The 24,357-nt window shown below is 61.7% G+C and carries 21 protein-coding genes; 13 read left to right on the top strand and 8 right to left on the bottom strand.

Going from position 1 to position 24,357, the window contains the following annotated elements; translation table 11 throughout:
* The first annotated feature begins 45 nt into the window (after positions 1-45).
* On the top strand, positions 46-1,584 hold the full coding sequence (locus GRF63_RS13370) for a Do family serine endopeptidase (RefSeq protein WP_337189693.1): 1,539 nt from the start codon (positions 46-48) through the stop codon (positions 1,582-1,584).
* Positions 1,585-1,730: 146 nt separating this feature from the next.
* Here the strand turns inward: GRF63_RS13370 and GRF63_RS13365 are convergent, their stop codons facing one another.
* The 5 genes from GRF63_RS13365 to GRF63_RS13345 form a co-directional block, all read right to left on the bottom strand.
* On the bottom strand, positions 1,731-3,995 hold the full coding sequence (locus GRF63_RS13365) for a transglycosylase domain-containing protein (RefSeq protein WP_160486548.1): 2,265 nt from the start codon (positions 3,993-3,995) through the stop codon (positions 1,731-1,733).
* A gap of 103 nt (positions 3,996-4,098) precedes the next feature.
* Positions 4,099-4,509 carry a peptide-methionine (R)-S-oxide reductase MsrB gene (msrB, locus tag GRF63_RS13360; protein WP_160486547.1) on the bottom strand — a complete coding sequence of 137 codons (411 nt, stop codon included), beginning with the start codon at positions 4,507-4,509 and terminating at the stop codon, positions 4,099-4,101.
* A 443-nt stretch (positions 4,510-4,952) separates the two neighbouring features.
* Positions 4,953-5,624 (bottom strand): glutathione S-transferase family protein, encoded by a 672-nt coding sequence (locus GRF63_RS13355; protein ID WP_160486546.1) that lies wholly within the window; start codon positions 5,622-5,624, stop codon positions 4,953-4,955.
* A 64-nt stretch (positions 5,625-5,688) separates the two neighbouring features.
* Positions 5,689-6,057, bottom strand: a complete 369-nt coding sequence (locus GRF63_RS13350; protein ID WP_160486545.1) for a hypothetical protein — start codon at positions 6,055-6,057, stop codon at positions 5,689-5,691.
* 25 nt (positions 6,058-6,082) lie between these two features.
* Complete coding sequence (locus GRF63_RS13345; protein ID WP_160486544.1) at positions 6,083-6,610, bottom strand: nuclear transport factor 2 family protein; 528 nt, start codon at positions 6,608-6,610, stop codon at positions 6,083-6,085.
* 260 nt (positions 6,611-6,870) lie between these two features.
* On the opposite strand from GRF63_RS13345, the gene GRF63_RS13340 reads away from it, so the two are divergent.
* From GRF63_RS13340 to GRF63_RS13320, 5 genes are all read left to right on the top strand, one after another.
* On the top strand, positions 6,871-8,301 hold the full coding sequence (locus tag GRF63_RS13340) for an NAD-dependent succinate-semialdehyde dehydrogenase (RefSeq protein ID WP_160486543.1): 1,431 nt from the start codon (positions 6,871-6,873) through the stop codon (positions 8,299-8,301).
* Between the two features lie 31 nt (positions 8,302-8,332).
* Positions 8,333-9,388 (top strand): amidohydrolase family protein, encoded by a 1,056-nt coding sequence (locus GRF63_RS13335; protein ID WP_160486542.1) that lies wholly within the window; start codon positions 8,333-8,335, stop codon positions 9,386-9,388.
* Entirely contained in the window at positions 9,385-11,076 is a 1,692-nt protein-coding gene (locus GRF63_RS13330; RefSeq protein ID WP_337189671.1) for an MFS transporter, read from the top strand. The genes GRF63_RS13335 and GRF63_RS13330 overlap by 4 nt, the downstream gene beginning before the upstream one ends.
* Positions 11,024-12,619 (top strand): benzoylformate decarboxylase, encoded by a 1,596-nt coding sequence (gene mdlC / locus GRF63_RS13325; RefSeq protein WP_337189670.1) that lies wholly within the window; start codon positions 11,024-11,026, stop codon positions 12,617-12,619. The genes GRF63_RS13330 and mdlC overlap by 53 nt, the downstream gene beginning before the upstream one ends.
* 277 nt (positions 12,620-12,896) lie before the next feature.
* On the top strand, positions 12,897-15,791 hold the full coding sequence (locus GRF63_RS13320) for a hypothetical protein (RefSeq protein WP_160486541.1): 2,895 nt from the start codon (positions 12,897-12,899) through the stop codon (positions 15,789-15,791).
* 144 nt (positions 15,792-15,935) lie between these two features.
* On the opposite strand, the gene GRF63_RS13315 is transcribed toward GRF63_RS13320, so the two are convergent.
* Entirely contained in the window at positions 15,936-16,397 is a 462-nt protein-coding gene (locus tag GRF63_RS13315; RefSeq protein WP_160486540.1) for a DUF3237 domain-containing protein, read from the bottom strand.
* A 79-nt stretch (positions 16,398-16,476) separates the two neighbouring features.
* On the opposite strand from GRF63_RS13315, the gene GRF63_RS13310 reads away from it, so the two are divergent.
* Positions 16,477-17,133 (top strand): immunity protein Imm33 domain-containing protein, encoded by a 657-nt coding sequence (locus GRF63_RS13310; RefSeq protein WP_160486539.1) that lies wholly within the window; start codon positions 16,477-16,479, stop codon positions 17,131-17,133.
* Positions 17,134-17,174: 41 nt separating this feature from the next.
* Here GRF63_RS13310 and GRF63_RS13305 read toward each other — a convergent pair whose 3' ends face one another.
* Together GRF63_RS13305 and GRF63_RS13300 are read right to left on the bottom strand one after the other, a co-directional pair.
* Positions 17,175-18,488: a serine hydrolase domain-containing protein gene (locus tag GRF63_RS13305; RefSeq protein WP_160486538.1), complete on the bottom strand. Its 1,314-nt coding sequence runs from the start codon at positions 18,486-18,488 to the stop codon at positions 17,175-17,177.
* A complete protein-coding gene (locus GRF63_RS13300) occupies positions 18,485-19,969 on the bottom strand; it encodes a lignostilbene-alpha,beta-dioxygenase (RefSeq protein ID WP_160486537.1) in 1,485 nt (494 codons plus the stop codon). Before GRF63_RS13300 ends, GRF63_RS13305 begins: the two co-directional genes overlap by 4 nt.
* An 87-nt stretch (positions 19,970-20,056) precedes the next feature.
* Here GRF63_RS13300 and GRF63_RS13295 point away from each other — a divergent pair, with 87 nt between their 5' ends.
* From GRF63_RS13295 to GRF63_RS13270, 6 genes are all read left to right on the top strand, one after another.
* The gene (locus GRF63_RS13295) at positions 20,057-20,512 is read left to right on the top strand and encodes a Saro_0803 family transcriptional regulator (protein ID WP_160486536.1); all 456 of its coding nucleotides are present in this window, start codon (positions 20,057-20,059) and stop codon (positions 20,510-20,512) included.
* 29 nt (positions 20,513-20,541) lie between these two features.
* Positions 20,542-21,924 carry an MFS transporter gene (locus GRF63_RS13290; RefSeq protein ID WP_237392491.1) on the top strand — a complete coding sequence of 461 codons (1,383 nt, stop codon included), beginning with the start codon at positions 20,542-20,544 and terminating at the stop codon, positions 21,922-21,924.
* The gene (locus GRF63_RS13285) at positions 21,924-23,030 is read left to right on the top strand and encodes an S-(hydroxymethyl)glutathione dehydrogenase/class III alcohol dehydrogenase (protein ID WP_160486535.1); all 1,107 of its coding nucleotides are present in this window, start codon (positions 21,924-21,926) and stop codon (positions 23,028-23,030) included. The genes GRF63_RS13290 and GRF63_RS13285 overlap by 1 nt, the downstream gene beginning before the upstream one ends.
* 161 nt (positions 23,031-23,191) lie before the next feature.
* The gene (locus GRF63_RS13280; protein ID WP_160486534.1) at positions 23,192-23,572 is read left to right on the top strand and encodes a VOC family protein; all 381 of its coding nucleotides are present in this window, start codon (positions 23,192-23,194) and stop codon (positions 23,570-23,572) included.
* A gap of 10 nt (positions 23,573-23,582) precedes the next feature.
* Positions 23,583-23,969: a VOC family protein gene (locus GRF63_RS13275; RefSeq protein ID WP_337189669.1), complete on the top strand. Its 387-nt coding sequence runs from the start codon at positions 23,583-23,585 to the stop codon at positions 23,967-23,969.
* Between the two features lie 5 nt (positions 23,970-23,974).
* Positions 23,975-24,355 (top strand): VOC family protein, encoded by a 381-nt coding sequence (locus GRF63_RS13270; protein WP_160486533.1) that lies wholly within the window; start codon positions 23,975-23,977, stop codon positions 24,353-24,355.
* Positions 24,356-24,357: the final 2 nt, after the last annotated feature.

The raw sequence follows: 24,357 nt of genomic DNA, 5'->3' as shown, positions 1-24,357 counted from the left end.
TGAGAGGGGCCTCGAAAAGACAAAGGATAAAAGGACGTGAAGCCAGTGCGCTATTCCTACGGTATCACTTCGGCCCTGCTTGTAGGCGGGGCCGCAATCTCGCTGATGACCGGCTACCCCGCCGGTGCGCAAGTCGCGCAGAACGATCGTATCCAGATCCAGAACACCGTGCCCGTGGCCGGTGCCCCCGCCAGCTTTGCTGACCTGACAGCAGCCCTGCAACCGGCGGTGGTGAACATCTCCACCCGCCAGTCCATCACCATTCCGCAGGCGCAGAACCCGTTCGAAGGCACGCCCTTCGGCCAGTTCTTCAACCGTCGCCGCGGCGGCGGTGGCCCGCAAACGCGGGAGGCGACTTCGCTGGGTTCGGGCTTCATCGTTTCTGCCGATGGCTACGTGGTCACCAACAATCACGTTGTCTCGCCAGATCAGCGTGCGCAGCTTGAAGAGGTGACGGTAACCCTGCCCAACGGCACGGAATATCTCGCCGAGGTTGTCGGCACGGACCCAAGCTCGGATCTCGCCGTGCTGAAAATCCAGCGCGCAGAGCCGTTCCCCTTCGTCAACTTCGGTGACAGCGCGCAGGCGCGCGTGGGTGACTGGGTGATCGCCATCGGCAACCCCTTCGGCCTTGGCGGCACGGTAACCAGCGGCATCGTTTCCGCCGTATCCCGCTCCACCGGGCAGGGCGGCGCGTTTGACCGTTTCATCCAGACCGACGCCGCGATCAACCGCGGCAACTCCGGCGGCCCGCTGTTCGATATGCAGGGCAATGTTATCGGCATCAACAATGCCATCCTCTCACCCTCCGGCGGCAGCGTGGGCATCGGCCTTGCCATTCCGGCAGAAGATGCTGCCCCCATCGTGCAGGCACTGATCAATGGCGAGGAGATCATGCGCGGCTATCTGGGCGTGCAGATCCAGCCGGTGGATGAGGATATTGCCGAGGCGCTGGGCATCGAGGATGGCATTGGCGAGCTGGTGCAGGGCGTTCAGCCCGGCGAAGCTGCCGAGGATGCCGGCCTTCAGGCGGGCGATGTGGTGATCTCGGTCAATGGTCAGGACGTTACGCCCGACAACACCCTGTCGCGCATCGTCGCCAATATCGAGCCGGGCACCACCGTGCCCCTCACCTACATCCGCAATGGCTCGCGCAGCCGCGTGAACCTGACCGTGGGCCGCCGCCCCAGCGATGAAGAGCTGATGCAGCAGAATATGTTCCAGGGCGATGAAGAAGACGCGCCAACGCCGCCCGTGCCCGATGCGGGCAACGGGGTGATGGAAAGCCTGCTGGGCATCCAGGCCGTGGAAATCACGCCGCAGATCGCTCGGCAGCTGGGCCAGCCCGCCGATACGAAGGGCCTGGCTATCCTGGCCGTTGCGCCCACATCGGATGCGGCGCGTCGCGGCCTGTCGCGCGGCGTGATGATCCTTTCCGCCAATGGCCGCGCAATCAGCAGCGTGGAGGATCTGGAATCCGTGCTGCAGGATGTGCAGGACGATGGCCGCGAAGCCGTGCTACTGCGCGTGCGTTCACGCCAGGGTGCGACACAGTCGCTGCCCGTCCGCTTCATGGACAACTAAAACTGATCCGGCCTCTTCGTCCTATGGATGGAGAGGCCGGTTTCATTTGCGGTGATGGTGCAAGGGCTACGGCCTGAGAGCCAATCCTGCCGGGGGGTCCCAACCTTGGCCGCCAAAGCCTGACAGCAGGCCCATCCCTAATCTGATTATCGCTGTTCGTTCAGCACGCCCTGTGCGGGGCGGTTGTTCTGCCGCCTATCGTCGCGCGGCAGGTCCCTGCCGGTCGCCTGCTCCAGGAAATCGTCGCTGGCCGCCTGCGGAGGTTCAGCCCTTCGCGCAGTAGGCCGCGGGGTGGGAGACGGTGCTGGCTGCGACTGCGACTGCGATTGCGACTGCGGCTGCATCCCGCGCGGATCAAGCGGATCGCGCACCACGTTCGGCCCTTCTCCTTCAACATCGAAGCCTTCGCCATAGCGGCCCTGATCGCCGCTGGGGTCCACAAGATTGCCCTGCTCGTCGATGTAGAAATAATAATCGTCATTATCGCCGTAATAATACTCGTCATCCGGCTCCAACTGCCATTCCGGCAGCTTCAGATCGGTATCGAATTCCTCCACCGGCCTGTCTTTCACGGCATAGCGCATATAGGCGGCGAAAGCCTGCGCAGGCGCACGTCCGCCCTGCAAGGCGGCAACGCGGCCATTATCGTCCCGGCCCATCCACACGCCCGTGGTGATGCCGCTGGAAAAGCCCACGAAATAGCCATCGCGGTTGGAACTGGTGGTGCCCGTCTTGCCCGCCACGGGCCGGCCGATCTGCGCCGCGCGCCCGGTGCCGGTGGCAACCGCCGTCTGCAACAGGTCCGTAATGCCAGCCGCCACGTAATCGGGCACGAGAGTGTAGGCGCGGCCTTCGCGGTGGCGGTAAAGCTCGCTGCCATCAGCGGTGGTCACGCGCAAAATGCCATAGGGCTCAATCGATCGCCCGCCTGCGGAAACCGCGGCAAAGGCGCGCACCATGTCTATGAGCCGCACTTCGGAGGAGCCCAGCACCATGGCAGGATAGGTGCTGATCGGCGTGGTGATGCCGAAACGGCGCGCCATGCTGGCAACATTCGAGAAGCCCACTTCGTTACCCAGCTGCGCAGCCACGGTGTTCTTGGAATAGGCGAAGGCGGACCGCACGTCGATTTCGCCAGCATAGGTGCCGCCGGAATTGCGCGGGCTCCAGTCGTTGATCGTAACCGGCACGTCCTGCACGCGGTCATCCGGCGTATAGCCAGCCTCCAGCGCGGCAAGATAAACGAACAGCTTCCACGATGAACCGGGCTGCCGCATCGCATCGGTGGCGCGGTTATAGTTGGATGTCACGTAATCGGTGCCGCCCACCAGCGCCAGAATCGCCCCGTCCCGGTCCAGGCTGACCAGCGCACCCTGCGCCTCGCCCGGTACGTTGGACTTTATGGCCGTGGTGGCCGCGCGCTGCATGCCCACGTCCAGCGTGGTCCACACCTCAATCGGTTCGAACGTGCCGTTGGGCAGCAGCAGGTCCAGCTGGGGCAAGGCCCAATCGGTGAAATAGCGGATGGAGTTCTGCCCCTCCGTCTGGGCCAGCTTCACCGCGTCCACATTCACCTGCCGCGCCACTGCCGGGTCAAGCCCGCCGTATTTCACCATCTGCGCCACCACCACATTCGCGCGGCTGACCGCGGCATCGACATCGGCAGTAGGGGAGTAGCGGCTGGGCGCCTTCACCAGCCCGGCAATAATCGCGGCTTCTTCCAGGCTGAGATCGCGGGCCGAATGGCTGAAGAACTTGCGGCTGGCAGAATCGATGCCATAGGCGCCGCCGCCGAAATACACCTTGTTGAGATAAAGCTCGAGGATCTGCTCTTTCGAGAAGCGCCATTCCAGCGCCATCGCCAGGATCGCTTCGCGCACCTTGCGATCCAGCGTGCGATTGGAATTGAGGAAGACGTTGCGCGCCAGCTGCTGCGTAATGGTGGATGTGGCGCTGACCTGCCGATCTTCCGACAGGGCGTTGAACACGGCGCGGGCAAGGCCCATCGGGTCGACGCCGAAATGCGAATTGAAGCGGTGGTCCTCAACAGAAACCATAGCCTGTTTCATCACCGCGGGGATTTCATCCGCCGATAGCCATTGCCCGTAACTGGGGCCGAGCTCCACGATCTGCGTGCCATCGCGGGCGCGCACAAGAATGGTCTGGCCGGTCTGGCTTTCGCGCAGGCTGGCATAGGAAGGGAGGGATCGCGAGGCAAAGAATACCGCCGTGCCCACGCCGATAACGGCCAGCACCGCCACCAGCACGCCAGTGAGAGCCAGACGCTTGGTCCAGCGCCAGAGAAAGCCCTGCCAGCCGCCCGATCCATAGCCGCGACCGCGCGCCTGCGATGCGGCGCGGGCCGACCGGGTTCCTCTTTTGTTGGAGCCGTTGCCCCCGCGTCTGGCCATGAACCGTCAGATTCCTGCGTTAGCGCGCCAGTTAATGCGCGTCATTCAATCCGGAAGCTGAATGCATAGGGCATTCATAATCCAGCGTGAACGGGCAACACGCTCAATCGCCCGCTTTATCCTCCGGTTCGAACTGCAGCGCGGCAGAATTGATGCAATATCGCAGGCCTTCCGGGCCGGGACCGTCCGGGAAAACGTGGCCCAGATGGCCCGCGCAATTGCTGCACACCACTTCGGTGCGCACCATGCCGTGGCTTTCATCCTTGTTCACTTCAACAGCCTGCTGGTCTGCCGGCGCGGTGAAGCTGGGCCAGCCAGAACCGCTGTCATACTTGGCATCGCTTTCAAACAGGGGCTGTCCGCAACCGGCGCATTTATATTCGCCTTCCGCCTTGTTCTTTTCATACTTGCCGGTGAAAGCACGTTCCGTCCCGGCTTCGCGCAGCACGCGATATTGCTCCGGCGTCAGCTTCTCGCGCCATTCGGCTTCGGTAAGGTTGGTCTTGTCTGGCATTTCTTTCCTTTCGCTCGCGCCTCCGCACGAGCGTCCTCGGTGCTGTTCGCTCCGCTACGCTGCGCGGCACCTGCGGGCGGGCGATTGCCCTTGCGATCACCATGTGATCGATCTTTCGCGCAGGATTGGCTTTCCGTAACTATATCGGTTCGCAAGCCTCGAACCGCAAGGCCGGGCACTGGGGGTTTGAATGTATGTTTTTTGAAGCCGCCTCCGCGGCTTCGTCCTCGGTGCTAATCGCTCCGCTTCGCTGCGCGGCACCTGCGGGCGGCCGGTCGGCCTTGCAGTCCGCTAGGCGCGGACCGTTTCTTGGCCATCCTTCAAGGCAACGCGAGATGATCGGTCGCGATAAGCGACCGCAAGCGCGGCTGCGCGTCCGAGCTTATGCGAGGAAAGCCAAGCAGGCCGCACGGCCTGCGCCCGGTGCTTGAGGGCCCAACAAACTACGCATTTACGTCGGAATAATGTCTTGGCGCGGGCAGGCCCACCATCTTCTGGCTCAACAGCGGGGCAAAGCTGGGGCGGCTTTTCATCACGCGATACCAGCCGTGCGACTGATCATGGCCGGACCAGTCTATGCCGCCCAGATAATCGATCACGGAAAGCTGCGCTGCGGCGGTGAAATCCGCCAGGCTCAACTGCGCACCGCCCAGCCAGCGGCGATTGTCGATCAGCCAGTCCAGATAATCGAGATGTTCATGCGTCAGCCGCATGGCAGCCCGCAAAGTGCCACTGTCCGGCGATTGCCGCAGGATCAGGCGCTTCTTCATCTTCTCGTAGATCAGCGGTTCGGTAACATCGCCATACAGCCCGCCGTCGAACAGCGCGGTGAGGCGGCGGATTTCTGCGCGAGCAGCGGCAGAGCCGGGCATCATCGGGCTCTTGCTCTCGGTTTCCTCGAAATACTCGCAGATTGCCTGGCTATCCATCAGCACCAGGCTTTTCTCCGGGTTATGCAGAACCGGGGTCTTGCCCGCCGGGTTCAGCGCATGGAACTGGTCGTCATTTTCCCACGGGTACGCAAGCTGCAGGGTGAAGGGCACTTTCTTCTCGGAAAGCACCAGCTGCACCTTGCGGCTGAAGGGGCACAGGGGGAAGTGATAGAGTTGCCACATGCTTACCTGTTGCTAATGCCGCAAGCAGGCATCGGGGTCCAGCATCGCTGGCGCGTGGCGAAAATTATTCTGCGGGCAAAAGTGTGAGGCAGGCTGGCATCACCTCTTCCAAGGTGTTGGTGTCCACCAGATCCTGCGCCTCTGCAGAAAGCGCCGCCTCGATCTGGCTGCGATCCAGCCCGGCCTCGTCCATCACCCTGGCAGAGGCCCGCACGAAGAATTCGCGCCCGCGCTTTTCCATCGTCGGATATTGCATGGCCTCGGCATTGCCGTTCTCCTGCCCGAAGCTGATCATGGCGAACGCCGCCGAACAGCGCAGCAGCATGCGCTGATCCAGGTTGAGCTGGGGCGGCGGGGTTTGCGCGGCGGCGATGGCGGGAATGGCCATCACGGGGGCGGCCAGCAGGGCGAGAGCGGTTGCAAGACGGATCATGCCGCCACCCATAAACGCCGTTTCCTTAACCTGCGCCTTCCGCCTTGCGATCCATCACCGCGACGGGATTTTCCTTTGACGATTCACGGCCGCCGAGAAATTCATTGCGGATGTTGCGCCGGGAAAATTTCCATTCCCCATCCACGCGCACCAACTCATCCTCATAAGTGCCGAAAGTGCCGACGGTGGGCGTCAGCCGTCCGCCATCGTCCATTCTCGGGCCGTCATTGGCCATCTCGAACCACATGCCGGTGTGCCAGGCGCGGTCGCCCTCGATGCGGATCACGCTTTGCGTCAGCAGGTGGCGCAACACGGCGGGATTGCCGTCGACATCCTTGTAGATGGTGCCCACCCGTTCCTTGAACTCGCGGGCTTCCTCGCGGATATTCTCACGCCCGACCGTGGTGCCCTTGGCGTAATCGAGGACGCCATCGGGCGTGAAGCAATCGGCGTAAGTGTCAAAATCATTCCAGTCCATGGCGAACAGATAGCGCGCCATCAGGTCTTCGATTTCGGCGCGGTCCTGCGCATAGCTTGCGTTATATACAGGCAAAATCATCTCCCTCATCTCAATCTCGTTGACTCTATCCGCGTGCCTCCGCAATTGTAAGCATAACATACGAATTGGGAGAGTCGTAATGTCCGAAGCACCCCCTGTCGCCACCATGGCAAGGCTGGGGAGCTGACGTAAAAAGCGCATTTGCGCCGCGAAATGGCAAAGCGGCTGATGTCCGGCATCAGCCAGCAACGGACGGATTTTCCCAGCAAACCCAAACCACCCCCCGGCCCGCGCCGGGGTGACGGAGCGATAGAATGACCCAATATCCCGCCCTCCACATGGTTATCGATGGCGAACAGGTGTCTGGCGGTGGCCGGCGCACCTTCGATGTCGTCAATCCCGTAACCGGCGAAACGCTGGCCGAATTGCCGCTGGCCGATGCCAGCGATCTGGACCGCGCGCTGGAAACGGCGCAGCGCGGCTACAATATCTGGCGCTACACCCCGGCAACGCAGCGCGCCGCCGTGCTGCACAAGGCAGCGTCCCTGATCAGAGAACGCGCAGACGATCTGGCCCGCATCGCCACGATGGAAGAGGGTAAGCCGGTGGCCGAAACGAAGATCGAATGCATGGCATCTGCCGGATGGTTCGATTTTGCCGCGGGCGAGTGCCAGCGCCTGTATGGCCGTGAACTGGTGCGCCCCGTTGGCCAGCGCAGCGTGGTGCGGTGGGAACCAGTTGGCCCCATCGCCGCCTTCGCGCCGTGGAACTTCCCCATTGGCAATCCCAGCCGCAAGCTGGCCGCTGCCGTTGCGGCGGGCTGTTCCATCATCCTGAAAAGCGCCGAGGAAACGCCCGCATCGGCGCTGGGCATCCTGCAATGCCTGTATGATGCAGGGCTGCCAAAGGAAGTGGCGCAGGCCGTGTTCGGTGTGCCGGACGAGGTGAGCCGCCACCTGCTATCAAGCCCGATCATCCGTAAACTGTCCTTCACTGGCTCCACCGTGGTGGGCAAGCATCTGGCCAAGCTGGCGGCGGACAACATGATCCGCACGACGATGGAACTGGGCGGCCACGGTCCGGTGCTGGTGTTCGACGATGCCGATATGGAAAAGGCACTGGCCACCGCCTCCATGGGCAAGACGCGCAATGCCGGGCAGGTGTGCGTTTCGCCCACCCGCTTCATCGTGCAGGAAAATGTGTTCGAGAAATTCCGTGATGGCATGGCCGAACGCATGGGCGCCATCAAGGTGGGCAACGGACTGGAAGATGGCACGCAGATGGGCCCGATGGCCAATGCGCGCCGCCCGGATGCGATGGAGAAATTCGTCGCCAATGCAAAGGCCAAGGGCGCCACGCTGAACACCGGCGGTGAACGCATCGGCAACCAGGGCTATTTCTTCCAGCCCACCGTGCTTTCTGAAATCCCGCTGGATGCAGAGGTTATGAACGAGGAACCCTTCGGCCCGCTGGCGCTGATCAATCCGTACAAGAACGAAGACGACATGATCGCCGAGGCGAACCGCCTGCCCTACGGCCTGGCGGGTTATGCATGGACCAATGATGCCCAGCGCCAGCGCCGCCTGGCGGACGAGGTGGAAGTGGGCATGATGGGCATCAACAGCCACATGATTGCAGGGCCCGATGCACCGTTCCAGGGCGTGCAATGGTCTGGCCACGGCAGCGAAGACGGGCCGGAAGGCGTGAAAGCCTGCATGGTCGTGAAGACCGTGCACGAAGGATAGATATCCGCGCCTGACGGGAGAGGAAAAGCGCATGACGAAAGAACTGAAGACCGGCGGCCAGCATGGCTATTTGCGGATCGCGACAGAGGAAGCCTTCGCCACGCAGGAGCAGATGGAAGCCATCCTGCGGCTGGTGAAGGAAGGCCGCGCCGACAAGGGCACCGTTTCGCTATGGGGCTTCTACGGAACCTCCCCCAGCGAACGCACCACATTCATTCGCGAGCGGTTGCTGGACCTTGGCGAGCTTCGTCTTGCCGCGATGGACGATGCCGGTATCGACAAGGCAGTGCTGGCGCTGACCAGTCCCGGCGTGCAATCGCTGCATGATGTGGAGGAAGCGCGCGGCATCGCTGCCCGTGCCAATGATCACCTGGCCGCGGCGTGCGAGAAGTATCCTGACCGCTTCATCGGCATGACGGCGATCTGCCCGCAGGACCCGGAATGGTCGGCCGCAGAACTGAAGCGCGGCAAGGAAGAGCTGGGCTTTGCCGGTGTGCAGGTGAACAGCCACACGCACGGCCATTACCTGGATGAAGAGCAATTCGATCCCATCCTGCGCACCTGCGCAGAGATGGACATCCCGCTGTATATCCATCCCCAAGGCCCGCCCGATGAAATGGTGGGCACCATGGTGGATGCAGGCCTTGAAGGGGCGATCTTCGGCTTTGCGATGGAAACGAGTTTCCACGCGCTGCGCCTGCTGACCACGGGCGTGTTCGATCGCTACCCCTCGCTCCAGCTTGTGCTGGGCCATGGCGCGGAAGGCCTGCCCTTCTGGATCGACCGGCTGAATTACATGTTCAACGCCGGTGTACGTTCGCAGCGGTATGAACGGCTCAAACCCCTGCAGCACAGCCTGCATCATTACCTGCGCAACAATGTGTGGGGCACCAACAGCGGCCTGCCCTCCCCCGCCAGCATCAAGCTGATGATGGAGGTGATGGGCGAAGACCGCGTGCTGTATGCCATGGACTATCCCTACCAATACGTGCCCGACGAGGTGCGCCTGCTGGACGCGATGGACATCAGCGACACGGCAAAGCGCAAGTTCTTCCAGACCAATGCAGAGGTATTGTTCAGCCTGTGAGCGATACTCCCCAATCCGCGCCGCCCGCCGCAGGCAATGCCGCTGGCGCGCCGGTCGCGCCTGCAGCGCCGCCATCCAGCGGTAGTGGCAGTGACCGCATCAGTAAATATGGCTGGCATGCCATTGTCCTGATGTCATCGGCGCAGATGATGAGCCTGCTGGATCGGCAGATCCTTTCCATTCTGGCGCATGATATCCGCACCGATCTGGGCATTGGCGATGCAGAGATGGGCCTGCTGTATGGCACGGTGTTCGCGTTGTTCTATGCGCTGTTCTCCCTACCGCTGGGCCGGTTGGTGGATGGCTGGGTGCGCACCAGGCTGCTGGCAATCTGCCTTGCGGCGTGGTCCTTCTTTGCGGGCCTTGCTGCCTTCGCATCAGGTTTCACCCTGCTGGCAATCTCTCGCATCGGCGTGGGCATTGGCGAAGGCGCAACGCAGCCCGCTGCCAATTCCATCCTGTTCGACAGCCTGCCCAAAAGCCGCCGTGGCCTGGCCATGGGCGGCCTTGGCGTTGGCCTTGCGCTGGGACTGGGCCTTTCCATGGCGCTGGGCGGGATCGTGGCGGAGTGGTGGGATCTGCGCTATCCATCCGGTACCGCCGCGCCGCTGGGCTTTTCCGGCTGGCAATTCGCCTTCCTCGTCGCCTCCCTTCCCGGCTTTCCACTGGCTTACCTGATCTACAAGCTGCGCGAGCCGGAGCGCGGCGCTATGGAGGGCATCACCAGCAAGAAAGACCCCGCCCCGTTCAAGGCCAGTGCTGGCGTGCTGGGCGCGGTGACGCCGGGCAGCAATTGGTTCTTCCTGTGGCGCAGGGATGCAGGCGCCCGCCAATGGCTCATCAATCTTGGCGGGCTGGCGGTGATCCTGACCTTCTGCACCTTCATGGTAACGGTCACCGGCGTCTTCTCGCCGCGGCCCATGCTTGATTTCGGCAGCTTCTCGCTCAATCCGCATGTGTTGCAGTGGGGTGTGTTCGGCTTTGGCGCGTTCGTGGTGCTCAACCTGTTTCAAAGCTTCAAGCTGACGGACAAGCCCACCTTCCACGTGGCGCTGAACCCGTCGCTGATCATGCTGATGGTGGCAGGCGGACTGCAGACCGCCATCAATTACGGTATCATGGGTTTCACCCCGTCCCTGCTGATCCGCCATTTCGGCCTGACGACGGCAGAGGCTGGCGTACAGTTCGGCCTGCTGTCGGCATTGCTGGCAACGATCGGCGCATTGCTGGCCGGGCCGCTGACGGATTTTCTGGGCAAGAAGCTGGGCGGGCGGGGGATGATCGTGCTGGTATTGTTGTCGCTCGGCATCTCGCCGTTCTTCGGCATCTGGACCTTCAGCGCAGAGACCACCACCGATTTCTATCTGCGCTATGCCGTTTACAGCATCATCCTGACCTTGTGGCTGCCGCCGCTCTACACCCTGCTGCTGGGGCTGGTGCTGCCGCGCATGCGTGGGATCATCTTTTCCACCTACCTCGTCATCATGACGCTGCTGGGCCAGGGCCTTGGCCCCTATGTCGTAGGCATCGTGTCTGATCGCAATGGCGGCGATCTGGCCAGCGCCATCATCACCATCAACTGGGTCGCCCCGATCATCGTTGTGCTGTTGGTTATCGTGCTGCTGCGCTATCGCCGTGACGAAGACAGCGTGCTGGATCGTGCCCGGCGCGGCGGTGAGGAGGTTTGAAGCGATGGTAACGGTGCGTGAGGCTGCGTTTGCAGTGTTCGAACATTTCGGCGTGGATCGATTGTTCGGCAATCCCGGATCCACCGAACTGCCGATGCTGAAGGGCCTGCCCTTCCCCTATGTGATGGGATTGAACGAGGCGGTGGTGGTGGGCATGGCCGATGGCTACGCCCGCGCCGGCCGCAAGCCCGCACTGGTAAACCTGCACAGCGCAGCGGGCACCGGACATTCGCTGGGCAATCTGTTCACCGCGTGGAAGAATAACGCCCCCGTCGTGGTGACGGCAGGGCAGCAGGCGCGATCCATCCTGCCGTTCGACCCGTTCCTCTACGCCGAAAGGCCCAGCGAATTTCCGCGCCCTTACGTGAAATACTCGGTGGAGCCTGCCCGCGCGCAGGATGTGCCGCTGGCCCTGATCCGCGCCTTCATCACCGCGCTTACCCCGCCGATGGGGCCGGTGTTCGTATCCATCCCCGTGGATGACTGGGACAGGGAATGCGAGATGCCGGGCCTGCCCGATATCGATGCGCTCACCATCCCCTCCGCCACCGGGATCGAACGGCTCGCCACCCTTCTGGACGAGGCGGAGCGCCCGGCGCTGGTGCTGGGAACGGGCGTCGCCAATTGCGATGGATGGCATTGCGCCATCGCGCTGGCAGAGAAAGCGGGCTGCGCCGTGTTTGCCGCGCCCTATGCCGCGCGCGAAACCTTCCCGGAAGATCATCCGCAATTCGCCGGCTTCCTGAATGCCTGGCGCGATCAGATCCGCGACGCGCTTGACCCATTCGATGCGATCCTCGTCGCCGGGGCGCCGGTGTTCACCTATCACGTGGAGGGCGAAGGTCCGCACTGGCCGACGCACGCAAAGCTGATGGCGCTGTCCGACGATCCGCAGCACCTCGCCAATCTGCCAGGCGGCGGCGGCGTGCTGGGCGATGTGAATGAAGGGCTGGCGCAGCTGGCAGAGCGGACCAACCAGCGCGATTATACCGGCCCCACGCACAAATTGCTGACGCCAGAGGCGGAGATGTCTGCCGCCTACGTGCTCACCCGGATTGCAGCGCTTCGCCCCGAAAGCTCTGTTATCGTGGAAGAATCCCCAACTTCGCGCGGCTCGCAGCACGGGACGCTGCCCATTACCCGCCAGGGCGGGTTTTATACATGCGCCAGCGGCGGGCTGGGTTACTCCCTCCCCGGCGCGCTGGGTGTTGCCATGGCGCAGTATGACAAGGTGATCGCCATACTGGGCGATGGGGCATCGATGTACACGATCCAGGGATTGTTCACCGCGTTTCAGGAAAATCTGCCGGTCAGCTTTCTGGTGATGAACAATGCGGCCTATGCTGCATTGACCGGGTTTTCAGGCGAGTTCGGCATGAACCACGTTCCCGGCTGCGATCTTACAGGGCTGGATTTCGTGAAGTTGGCGAGCGGCCAGGGTGTCTCTGCCCGCATGGTTGATTCGATTGACGATCTGGATGCGGCGCTTCGCTGGAGCTTCGATTGCGATGGGCCGACATTGGTTGACTTGCGTATCAATTGATATCGTTCACCCGAATGTAACCATCCTTTCACCGCCATTAACCGGACATTTTCGCTATCTCATACCCCCGTATACCACACTTTTTCTGTGGTTTTCTTCATTTAAGGCATGCAAAATTCTAAAAATCCACTAGCAAGGCATCTGCCCAGAATCGGGCAACCGCTGCGATCGGGGGATCAAGGCGTGCAATTGGGGAGCCTGTCTGCAGGACAATCGAACCCCTTCTGCTCGTCTTAATCCCAGGATTTCGGCCCGGTTCTATCAACAGGAGGAATTAATGAGTAATTCGCGAACCCAGGGTTCAGACAATACATTCGGCAAGGCAACCATGATGGCCCTCGGCGCTTCGGGCCTTGCCATCGCTACGGTTGCAATGGTCGGCGCGACGCCGAACGCTGCCTCTGCAGAAGAGTGCCTGCTCGACACGAACGATGATGGCACCGCCACCACTGGTGTGGACACCACCGGCGGCGCAACCAGCGGCGGCACCGATACGCTTGCTTGCGGTACGAACGCCACGGCAACGGGTTTAAGCTCCACCGCAGTTGGCACCGATGCCTCTGCCACGGGTGATTTCGCCACAGCCGTTGGTAATGGCGCCACGGCATCTGGCAGCTCCTCCAACGCATTCGGTATCAACGCGACTGCTACAAATTTTGCGTCGAATGCTTTCGGCGATAATTCCTCCGCAACTGGAAGTGGTGCAAACGCATTCGGCGGCGCAGCAAGTGCTACCGGCGATGCTTCGTCCGCTTTCGGCGAAACTGCATCGGCAAGTGCAAACAATGCCTCTGCTTTCGGTGCGGGCTCTATCGCTAGTGCTGTCGGCGCGACCGCAACGGGCGTCAACGCCAACGCTTCCGGCGTAGACAGCGTAGCAAGCGGTAACAATGCGCAGGCACTTGATGAAGATGCTGTGGCCATCGGTCAGAGCGCCGTTGCTTCGGGCTTCCACTCCACCTCCGTGGGTGCAGAATCCATCGCTTCCGGCGTTGGTGCACAGGCATTCGGTTGGCAGGCTTCTGCAACCGGTGACCAGTCGACCGCAACGGGCCGTCAGGCTTCCGCCAGCGGCTTCCAGTCCAGTGCATATGGCCAGTCATCTGACGCTTCAGGCGATCAGTCGTTCGCAGGCGGCTTCCAGGCAAGCGCAAGCGGCCTCGACTCCGTTGCAATCGGCCGCGATGCCGTTGCATCCGATGAAGATGCCGTAGCAATCGGCCAGACTGCTGTTGCTTCGGGCTTCCACTCCACCTCCGTGGGTGCAGAATCCGTCGCTTCCGGCGTTGGTGCACAGGCATTCGGCTGGCAGGCTTCTGCAACCGGTGACCAGTCGACCGCAACGGGCCGTCAGGCTTCCGCCAGCGGCTTCCAGTCCAGTGCATACGGCCAGTCGGCCACTGCAACTGCTCTGACTTCGACTGCTGTCGGCTTCAACGCTCAGGCAACTGACGAAGATGCAACGGCAATCGGCGAAAGCGCCGTTTCCTCTGGCTTCCACTCCACCGCCGTGGGTGCAGAATCCAACGCATCGGGCCTCGGCTCGCAGGCTTTCGGCTGGCAGTCGGACGCCTCTGCTGATTTCTCGACTGCAGTTGGTCGCGTCTCCGAAGCTTCCGGCACCGGTTCGGTTGCTGTGGGTGATGGCGCAATCGCCAACGGCGCGTTCACCTCTGCCCTTGGTCGCAACGCAGAAGCAACGTCTGCTGCAGCGACTGCGCTCGGCTATGAATCGAGCGCAACCGGCGATCGTGCAACCGCTCTTGGTTACTTCGCTGTGGCTTCGGGCGACCGTTCCACCGGTCTTGGCGAAAACGTCGATGCAACTGGCCAGGGTTCGCTGGCAGCCGGTAACGACGCGCAGGCAACCGACGTGTTCACCACGGCTCTTGGCGCCAGCGCCGAAGCCACTGGCGGCGCTTCAACCGCAGTTGGTTACCAGTCCAGCTCCACCGGCGAACGTGCAACCTCGCTTGGCTACTTCGCTGTAGCTTCGGGCGAGCTGGCTACGGCTGTCGGTGAGAATGTCGATGCATCCGGCGTCTTCTCCACGGCACTTGGTGCCCGTTCGGAAGCGACCATGGCTGCAACCACCGCAGTTGGCTATCAGTCCAGCTCCACCGGCGAACGCTCAACCTCGCTTGGCTACTTCGCAGTGGCTTCGGGCGAACGTTCCACGGCTATCGGTGAGAATGTCGATGCATCCGGCGTCTTCTCCACGGCACTTGGTGCTCGTGCAGAGGCAACCATGGCTGCAACCACCGCAATCGGCTATCAGTCGAGTGCAACCGGCGAACGCGCCACGGCTCTGGGTTACTTCGCAGTAGCTGGCGGTGCTGAATCGACCGCACTTGGTGAAAACACCGATGCATCCGGCTCCAGCTCCATCGCCATCGGTAACGATGCACAGGCTTCCGGTGCGCGTTCCGTTACCACGGGTGCGCAGTCGGTCGCTTCGGCAGCTGCTGCCTCGGCATACGGCTACGGCGCAACCGCAAGCGGCGCTCGTTCGGCTGCCTTCGGTCACTTTGCTGTTGCCACGGCACAGGGTGCAACGGCCATCGGTGAAAACACCGATGCAACCGGCGTAAACTCCACCGCACTGGGTAACGCTGCTGTGGCTTCGGGTGCAAACTCGGTAGCAATCGGCGCAGGCGCCGTGGCCGCCAATGACGGCCAGGTCGTTGTTGCAAGCCTCGATGCCAGCACCGCTTCGCAGGCAGGTCCGATCACTTTCGTGACCTCTGACGCTAACGGCACTCTGGGTCTCTCCACCACGGCTGGCACTGCCGGCCTGGCGCTGAACTCGGATGTTCTGGCCAACACTGCGGCTATCGGTGTCAACTCTGGCAACATCGCTGCCAACGCTTCGGCAATCGGCGCACTGCAGGGCCAGACGGCAACGCTGTTCGACCTCGCATCGCAGAATGCGCAGGGCGTTCGTGAAGCCAACGAAGGTGTCGCCATGGCACTGTCGATGGAATCGCCTGTCCTGATGCCGACCGACAGCTTCGGCCTGGCCGGTGGCTTTGGCTACTACAATGACCGCGTTGCCGGTTCGGCCAGCTTTGCTGCCCGCATCAGCGACAATGCCGCCTTCACCGGCGGTGTCGGCATCGGCTTCGACGAAGGCGAAGTCGGCGCGCGCGCTGGTTTCCAGGTTACCTGGTAATACACTCCGGCCTCGCGCCGGACTTTCCGAACGGAAAAGAAGGGGGCGGCTCGAAAGGGCCGCCCTTTTTCTATGCCCAAAACAAAACGGGGCGGGAAGTTTGCCCTCCCGCGCCGTTTTTGTTCGAACTGCTCCTTCAGGCGATCAGGTTACACGCCACACCCACAGTCTGATGGAATTGGCATATCGCGCGCCGGAGCAGACGAAGATCGACCGGTTGAGCCATTCATAGTCGCCAACAGGCGCGATGAATTCCGGCACGGTGCGAAAATAATATTCCGAGGGATCGACATCTTCGCCCGCAACCAGCCGCTGCATCACCTCGGGCGGGCCGTGCCTCAGACCCCGGTTGCGGATCTGGATCAGCACGCCATCGTCCGTCTCTATCGCATAAAGGGCATCTGCGACGGTTACGCCATCACTACGGGTCTGCTGCCAATCGGCGGAGTTGCCCACCAGTCTGCCTGAAATTTTCGGGCCTTCCACCCGCCCGCCGCCGATGATGGGAATGATGCGGCGGCTGCCGTCATAGGTTTCCCCAATCTGCCGTGGCGGCTCCAGATCTCCATGCGCTTCGTAGACAAATTCCAATCCAGGCTGGATCATCGCAGCTCTCCTCTCTCTTGATGCGAAGAGACGCCATACACAGGATAAAACGTCAACCAGTTGGTGCTATGGTGGCGCGATGACTGATCTGATGTTGCCACCCGGGATTGCCATCAATGATCCGCGCCCGATTGCAGCGGCCAGCCCCTACACCTTCTTCCTGCCTCATGCCGATGAACTGGCAGCGGTGCAGCAGGGGGACGGGATAAAGCTGATCTTCCGGCAGACCGAGGGCGATCCCGAATATTCGGCGGAGCGTATGTGGGTCCTGATCGAATCCGTGCAGGATGGGATGGTTACCGGCACGCTGGACAATCAGCCGGCCAGCATGGCCCTGATCCGCGAGGGTGACCGCGTTACGGTGCCGCTATCCCACGCCATCGGCACGGCCTTCCGCAAGGACAGGCCCCGCGTCACCGTTCCGGCAGTTCGCACATATTGGGACAGGTGCTTTGTCGATCAGTGCGTGCTGGATGGCCGCAGCCATATCGACTACCTCTATCGCGAGGAGCCCGACATGACGTGCGAGGGTGATGCCTACCCTGACAGCGGCTGGCGTATTCGCGGCACGCAGGATGCCATTGATGCGGATGCGCAAGCTGATGCGCATCCGCAATACATTGCCCTCGGCAAGGTGCTCAATTCAAACAACGGCTGGCTTTACCTGATCGATTCCCCACCCGGCTGCGCATTCGCGTGGGATGCCGATAGCGGCACCTTCGTGGAACTGGATTAGCAGCCGGTCCCAGCGCGATATTGCAGGCAATTGCCTGCAGGTCAGGGCGCGCTGCTCTCCATTGGGGTGTTAGCCACCATGGCGAAATAATCGGCCACTTCGCCTGCCAGATCGGCCGCCGGCGGGTAATGGCTCAGCTTCACGATTACCGTGCGGGTTTGCGGGTGGACATAGATATACTGCCCGGCAAGGCCCACGGCGGAATACGCATCGGGCTCATCACCCAGTTTCCAGGTCTGGTAGGCGTAGCCGGGAAACGGGGTTTCCGGATCGAGCGGGCGCATCGTCGTCATCTGCTTTACCCATCCTTCGGGCAGCACCTGCACACCGTCCGCCACGCCATTGTCCAGCAACAGCTGACCCAGCAGGCCGAAATCGCGCAATGTGGCGTTGAAGCCCATGCCGGCCAATGCACGTCCGGTGCCGGGCGGTCCATCGGCCAGCCAGAAAGCCTCTCGCTGCGCGCCGACAGGCTGCCACAAACGCTCCTGCGTAATCTGCTCCAGTGGCTTGCCGCTCACCTCTTCCAGAATCCGCCCGAGGACGGCGGTATCCAGAGTGGCGTAGTTGAATTCGGCACCCGGTGCGCTGCGGCGTCCCACATCGATGGCGAAATCGGCAAAGCGCGCGCGGTTCAGCACAATGGCGGTATCGTGGATGCAGCCCGCCAGGCTGGGGTTATCCCCGAAATCGTAGCGTTCCTCGATATCCGCGCCGGATCGCATTTCCAGCAGGTTGCGGATCGTCACGCCATCATAGCCGCCGCCTTTCAGCGCAGGCCAGTAGTCCGTGGCCAGATCGTCGATGGAGGCGATCTCGCCCCGGTCCAGCGCCTGGCCCACCAGCATGGCGATGATGGTCTTCGACATGGAGAAGCCGGTGTGCCGCTGTTCGGGATCGAAGCGGTTGCGGTAATCCTCGAACAGGATCTTGCCATCGCGCACCACCATCAGCGCATCGGTGTGGGTATCGTAGGCGAACTTCTGATAATCGCCGGGCATGGTGAAGCCTTCCGCTTCGGTCCAGGTGCGCGGCGCATCGGCAGCGGGAACGGGGCGGTTTGCAAATACCTCGTCAGCCTCCCGGAAGGTGAAGGAATTCACCTGCGGGTTCAGCAACTGGCGCCGCATGGCGACGGTGGCGGGCGAAGGAACGCGATAGTTCAGCGCCTCACCCTGCGGCGCATCGTCCAGTGGAGCAAGGCCGCGGCAGCCTTCGGCCACGTCCCATTCCTGCCAGGCCTCCTTTGGCGCGGCCTGAGTATCGGCCACGCTGGCCGCATCCTGCGCTGTTGCGGGAGAGGCCATGCCAAGCACGGCTGCTGCGGACAGCGCCGTCAAAGTCATGCGGATCATACTGCTTCTTTCTCTTTTACAAGGCCCACATCTTCACTGCGGGCGAAATTTCCATGCAGGCCGAAACGCAAACGAAACGGCAGATGCACCGTCGCAATCGGGCCTTTCTCGATATCCAGGGCATCGAACACCAGCAGATCGCTGCGGTGCTCGGTAATGCGATTGCAGACCTGCACAACCCAGCCATCGCCTTCGGGCGCATCGGCAGAGCGCGGGATGAAGCAAGGTTCCTGCAGCGTGCTGCTTGGCCCCGCCCACCAATGCTGCTCCGCCCCTGTCTCCATGTCTCGCAGGAACAGGCAGTTCATGGGCGCACCGCCAGCCGATCGCGCTTCGCCGTCCATCGGGCGGCTCATGTCCATTTCCAAGCCCCAGGTGTAGCGGTTCTGCTGCCCGATGAAGCGCTCATCGATGCGCGGAAATTCGCTGACGGTATCGGTCAGGACTTCAACGGAATCGAAATCTTCCCCATTGCTGGCCATGTCCACGGTCCACTGCGTCAGCTTCGTCATGGCTTCGGCAGGGTTGAACTCGGCCCCGTGCATATCGGGGAAGAAGGGGAAGAAATTGTTCTTCGATTCCGGCGTCACGAAATGGATCTTCGTGCCATCCTGCCAGGCATTCATCACGTGGCTGGCAAAGCAGTTATCACGCTTGAACCAGCGGATATCCTCGTTACGCAATCCGTCGCGGCGGGGGATGATACCCAGGTAAACTTCTCGCGTGGTGTCGAACATGAAGGCGGGCTTGCCCTGTTCCAGCTGGTCCCAGCTGCCGGTGCTGGGCACGATATGGAGCACCAGGTAATCGGGCGTGATCGCGAAATCATGCATCATGCAATAGTATGGCACCTTGAACCATTCCTCGCGCACCAGTTCGCCATCGGGATTGATCTCGTAATAGGTCACATCATCGGTGTGCAGGCCGCTGGCGGCATAGCCTATGGCCACCATGTTGCCGGTTTCGGGATCCACCTTGGGATGCGCGGTGAAAGTCTCGCCGGTCATCTTGCCGTCGAAGGTTTCGTAACCCTGCGTTTCCATCGTGGCCGGGTCCATCACCAGCGCGGGGCTATCTTCCTTCAGCGCCCATAGCTTCCCACCATAGAGAAAGGCGTTGGTGTTGGCGGTGCCGCGCACCTTGCCCTTCACGCTTTCATCATCGGTGAGGGGGTTGCGATAGGCGCCGAACAGCGCCTTGCCCGCCGCGTTTTCCAGCTTCCATTTGTCCGTCTGCGCCCAGCGCTGGCGAAAGTCGCACTGGCCATCGTGAAAGTGAAAACGCGTGATCATCCCGTCGCCGTTGAAGGAAATGTCATCCTGCATGCGCGGAGGAAACTGCGGATCGGGCTGCACGCGAAAGAATGCGCCATCCAGTTCCGCAGGGATTTCTCCCTCGTGCTGAAGATCGGCGATGTCGGCCTCGATCCGGCTCGGCTTGTTGAACCCCGTGAAACTTGGGGTATCTGGAAACTGTGCCATTTTTGTCCTCTCCTTGCGGATAATTGTATGCTCTACTAACAAATTCGCAAGCCAAACCAGAGCGCCACATTGGACCAGTCCGTATTGATGAGTGAAAAAGCCAGAAACGACGCAGACGACACGCCGGAGTTCGGGCAGCTTGATGGCATTGTGGGCTTCCACATCCGCCTGGCGCACGGCGCGGTCTACCGCCATTTCACGGAAACCTTCACGGGGCTGGACCTGACGCAGAAACAGGTCAGCGTGTTGTGGCTGGTGGGAGAAAACCCCGGCGTCGCGCAGATCGAGCTGGGTGGTCGGCTGCGGATGGACCGGGCCACGACGATGACGATTATCAATCGCCTGCAAGCGCGCGGCTATCTGCGGCGAGAGCGATCCAGCAGCGATGGGCGCAAGCAGGCGCTTCATCTTACGCCCGAAGGCGAGGCAGCGCTGGAGCAGGCGAAAAATAGCATTGCGGAGCATGAGGCATGGCTAAAAGGCCGCTTCACACCGCAAGAAGTCGAGAAACTGGTGGAAATGCTTGAAAGAATCCACGAATAGGGGCTTTCCGAGGAGAGGACAAAGTCAATATGGCCGGACCAGCAGGTGGGGGCGCGAACCCCATTAACGTGATCAACAATACCGAAATGAACTGGCGTCAATGGGCGGTTGTCGTCCTCATGGTGCTGCTCAATGCGCTCGACGGGTTCGATGTGCTTTCCAGCGCCTTTGCCGCGCCGGGCATTTCGGCTGAATGGGGAATTGAGCGTGCGGCGCTGGGCGTCGTGCTGTCGGCAGAGCTGGTTGGCATGGGCTTTGGCTCTGTGCTGCTGGGCGGCGCGGCGGACAAGTTCGGTCGCAAGAACACCATGATCGCCTGCCTTTTGCTGATGGCTGGCGGCATGTGGATGGCTGGCCATGCCAATGGCGTGACCCCGTTGATCATCTTTCGCTTCATCACCGGCATCGGCATCGGCGGCATGCTGGCCGCCACCAATGCCGTGACTGCGGAAAGCACGAACAGCAAATGGCGCAAGGCCGCGATTGCAATCTACGTCGCAGGCTATCCGCTGGGCGCTATCCTGGGCGGCATCGCCGCGTCGGAATGGCTGCTGGATACCTATGGCTGGCGCGGCGTGTTTGATTTTGGCGCCATCGTAACGGCGGCGCTGATCCCCGTGGTGATGCTGGTGGTGCCGGAAACGGCTGCATACCAGGCCGGCAAGGGCAATCTTGAAGGCACCAACAAGACGCTGGCGGCATTCGGCAAGCCGCCGATCGAGGCGCTGCCGCCGATGTCGACGGACGAGAACAAGCCCAAGGTAACGGACATCCTGTCCAACCCGCAGCTTCGCCCGGTCACGCTGCTGCTGGCGTTCGGCTACATGTTCCACACCATCACTTTCTATTATATCCTGAAATTCGCCGTGCAGATCGTGGCCGACTACCCGCCCGGCTATGCCCCCAGCACGGCCGCAACGGTGCTGACCTTCGCCAATGTCGGCGGTTTCCTCGGCAGTGCGCTGTTCGGCTTCGTGATGGCGCGCTTTGGCATCAGGTGGCCGACTGCGCTGATGCTGCTGATCGGTTCCGTCATGGTGGTCTCATTCGGCTTTGGCCGCGATAGCCTCAGCGGCTGGCAGTGGGCGACGGTGCTGACCGGCTTCTTCACCAATGCCGCGATCAGCGGCTACTACGCCGCCTTTGCGCGCGGTTTCCCCGCCTATGCCCGCGCCACGGGCACCGGCTTCGTGCTGGGCATCGGTCGCTTCGGCGCAGCTGGCAGTCCGCTTATCGCAGGCGCCCTGTTCGCGTGGCTGGGGAATGACGAGTTGCTGGTGGTATCAACGATCATGGCGATGGGATCGATTGTCTCGCTCGTGCTGTTCCTGATGCTGCCAGAGCGTGAAGGTGACGATCTTGTTGCCGCGCCTGTAACCACTGATTCCATCCCGACGAAGGACAATGCCTGATGAAGACCCGTGCCGCCGTTGCATTCGAAGCCAAGAAGCCGCTCGAAATTGTCGAGCTTGACCTCGAAGGCCCGAAAGAGGGTGAAGTGCTGGTGGAAATCATGGCCACCGGCATTTGCCACACGGATGCCTACACGCTGGACGGCCTGGATTCCGAGGGACTGTTCCCTTCGGTGCTGGGCCACGAAGGCGCCGGCATCGTGCGGGAGGTTGGGTCCGGCGTCACCAGCGTGAAGCCGGACGATCACGTGATCCCGCTCTACACGCCGGAATGTCGCCAGTGTAAGATGTGTCTGTCGGGCAAAACCAACCTGTGCAGCGCCATTCGCGAAACGCAGGGCAGGGGCCTGATGCCGGACGGCACCAGCCGTTTCTCGTACAAGGGAGAGACGATCTACCACTACATGGGCTGCTCCACCTTCTCCAACTTCACGGTACTGCCCGAAATCGCCGTGGCCAAGATCCGGACTGATGCACCGTTTGAAACCAGCTGCTATATCGGCTGCGGCGTGACGACGGGCGTGGGCGCTGTCACCAACACGGCAAAGGTTCAGCCGGGTGATAACGTGGTGGTGTTCGGCCTTGGCGGTATTGGCCTGAACGTGATCCAGGGCGCGAAGATGGCAGGCGCGGATCGCATCGTTGGCGTCGACATCAACAATTCCAAGAAGGAATGGGGCGAGAAGTTCGGCATGACCGATTTCGTCAACCCGAAAGAGGTCGGCGATGTGGTGGCGCACCTGGTGGAAATGCTGGATGGCGGGGCGGACTACACCTTCGACTGCACCGGCAATACCGATGTGATGCGTCAGGCGCTGGAATCCTGCCACAAGGGATGGGGTACCAGCATCATCATCGGCGTGGCGGAAGCCGGCAAGACGATCGAGACGCGCCCCTTCCAGCTTGTGACGGGCCGCAACTGGCGCGGCACCGCGTTCGGCGGGGCCAAGGGCCGCACCGATGTGCCAAAGATCGTGGACTGGTACATGAACGGCAAGATCGACATCGATCCCATGATCACCCACCAGCTTACCCTGGAAGAGATCAACAAGGGCTTTGACCTGATGCATTCGGGCGAAAGCATCCGCTCCGTGGTCGTCTACTGACGGGCACATTCCATATTTCCCGAAGGCTGGCCCAAGCTAAAACCGGCCTTCGGGACATTCACTCTTTCACAAGACCGAAAAATTCGGCTATGTGATGAAACAGAAGAATCGCGCAATGCGGTCTGCGATGTTGCGCGCCCATAAGAGAGAGGACTTTCACCATGCTCAATCACGTATTTCTCGGCACCAATGATGTCGAAAAATCACGCCAGTTCTACAACGCCACGATGGGCGCCATCGGCGTGAACCCGGTGAACGAACTGCCGCACGCCACCATCTACGCCAACGAAGGCGGCGCCGTTGCCGTGGGCAAACCCGCCAATGGCGAAACCGCCAACCCTTCCAACGGCGCGACGCTGGGCCTGAAAGCCAAGAGCTATGACGAGGTGAATGCCTGGCACGCTGCTGGTCTGGCCAATGGCGGCACGGATGAAGGTGCTCCCGGAATTCGCGAGAACAGCCCCGGCCAGATGTATGGCGCCTATCTGCGCGATCCCGATGGCAACAAGATTTGCGCATTCGCTCCTAACGAAAACGCCTGATCGCTCAGGCATGAGCATGTTCACCCATATCGTGGTCGGCACTGACGATCCCGCGGCTTCGGCACACTTCTACGATGCCACCTTCGCGGCCATCGGCATCGAGGGCGGCAGGTCGGGTGAGGCGTCCTATTACGGATCGTACCAGTCGGGCTTCTTCTCCGTCCAGCCACCCCGCAATGGTGAGCCTGCGACCTTTGCCAACGGTGGCACGATCGGCCTTTCCGCCGATACGCAGGATCAGGTGAATAGCTGGCACGCAGCGGGCCTTGCCAATGGCGGCAGTGACGAAGGCGCGCCGGGCCGCCGCGATATGGGCGAAAACAAGCTATACGGAGCTTATCTGCGCGATCCCGTAGGCAACAAGCTTTGCGCCTTCACAACGAATGTTGAGGACTGAACACAATGTACAGCCACATGATGGTCGGATCGAACGACCTTGAGAAATCGAAGACCTTCTATGACGCGCTGTTCACGGCGATCGGGGGTGAGCCTGGCCGTATCGATCCCAAGGGTCGTGTTCATTACGTCCACAACGGTGCATCCTTCCTGGTGACGAAGCCGATCGACGGAGATGCGGCCAGCGTGGCGAATGGATCCACCATCGGTTTTGCCATGGAGAGTGAAGAGCAGGCCGACGCCTGGCACGCGGCCGGCGTGAAGGCTGGTGGCACCGCAATCGAAGACCCGCCGGGCCTGCGCCAGATGGGCGATGTGAAGCTGTACCTCGCCTACCTTCGCGATCCCGACGGTCACAAGCTGTGCGCTCTCAAGCGCGTGGCATGACG

The organism is Aurantiacibacter rhizosphaerae, from assembly GCF_009807005.1.
Classification (GTDB): domain Bacteria; phylum Pseudomonadota; class Alphaproteobacteria; order Sphingomonadales; family Sphingomonadaceae; genus Alteraurantiacibacter; species Alteraurantiacibacter rhizosphaerae.
This window is presented reverse-complemented; position numbering and strand designations above follow the sequence as displayed.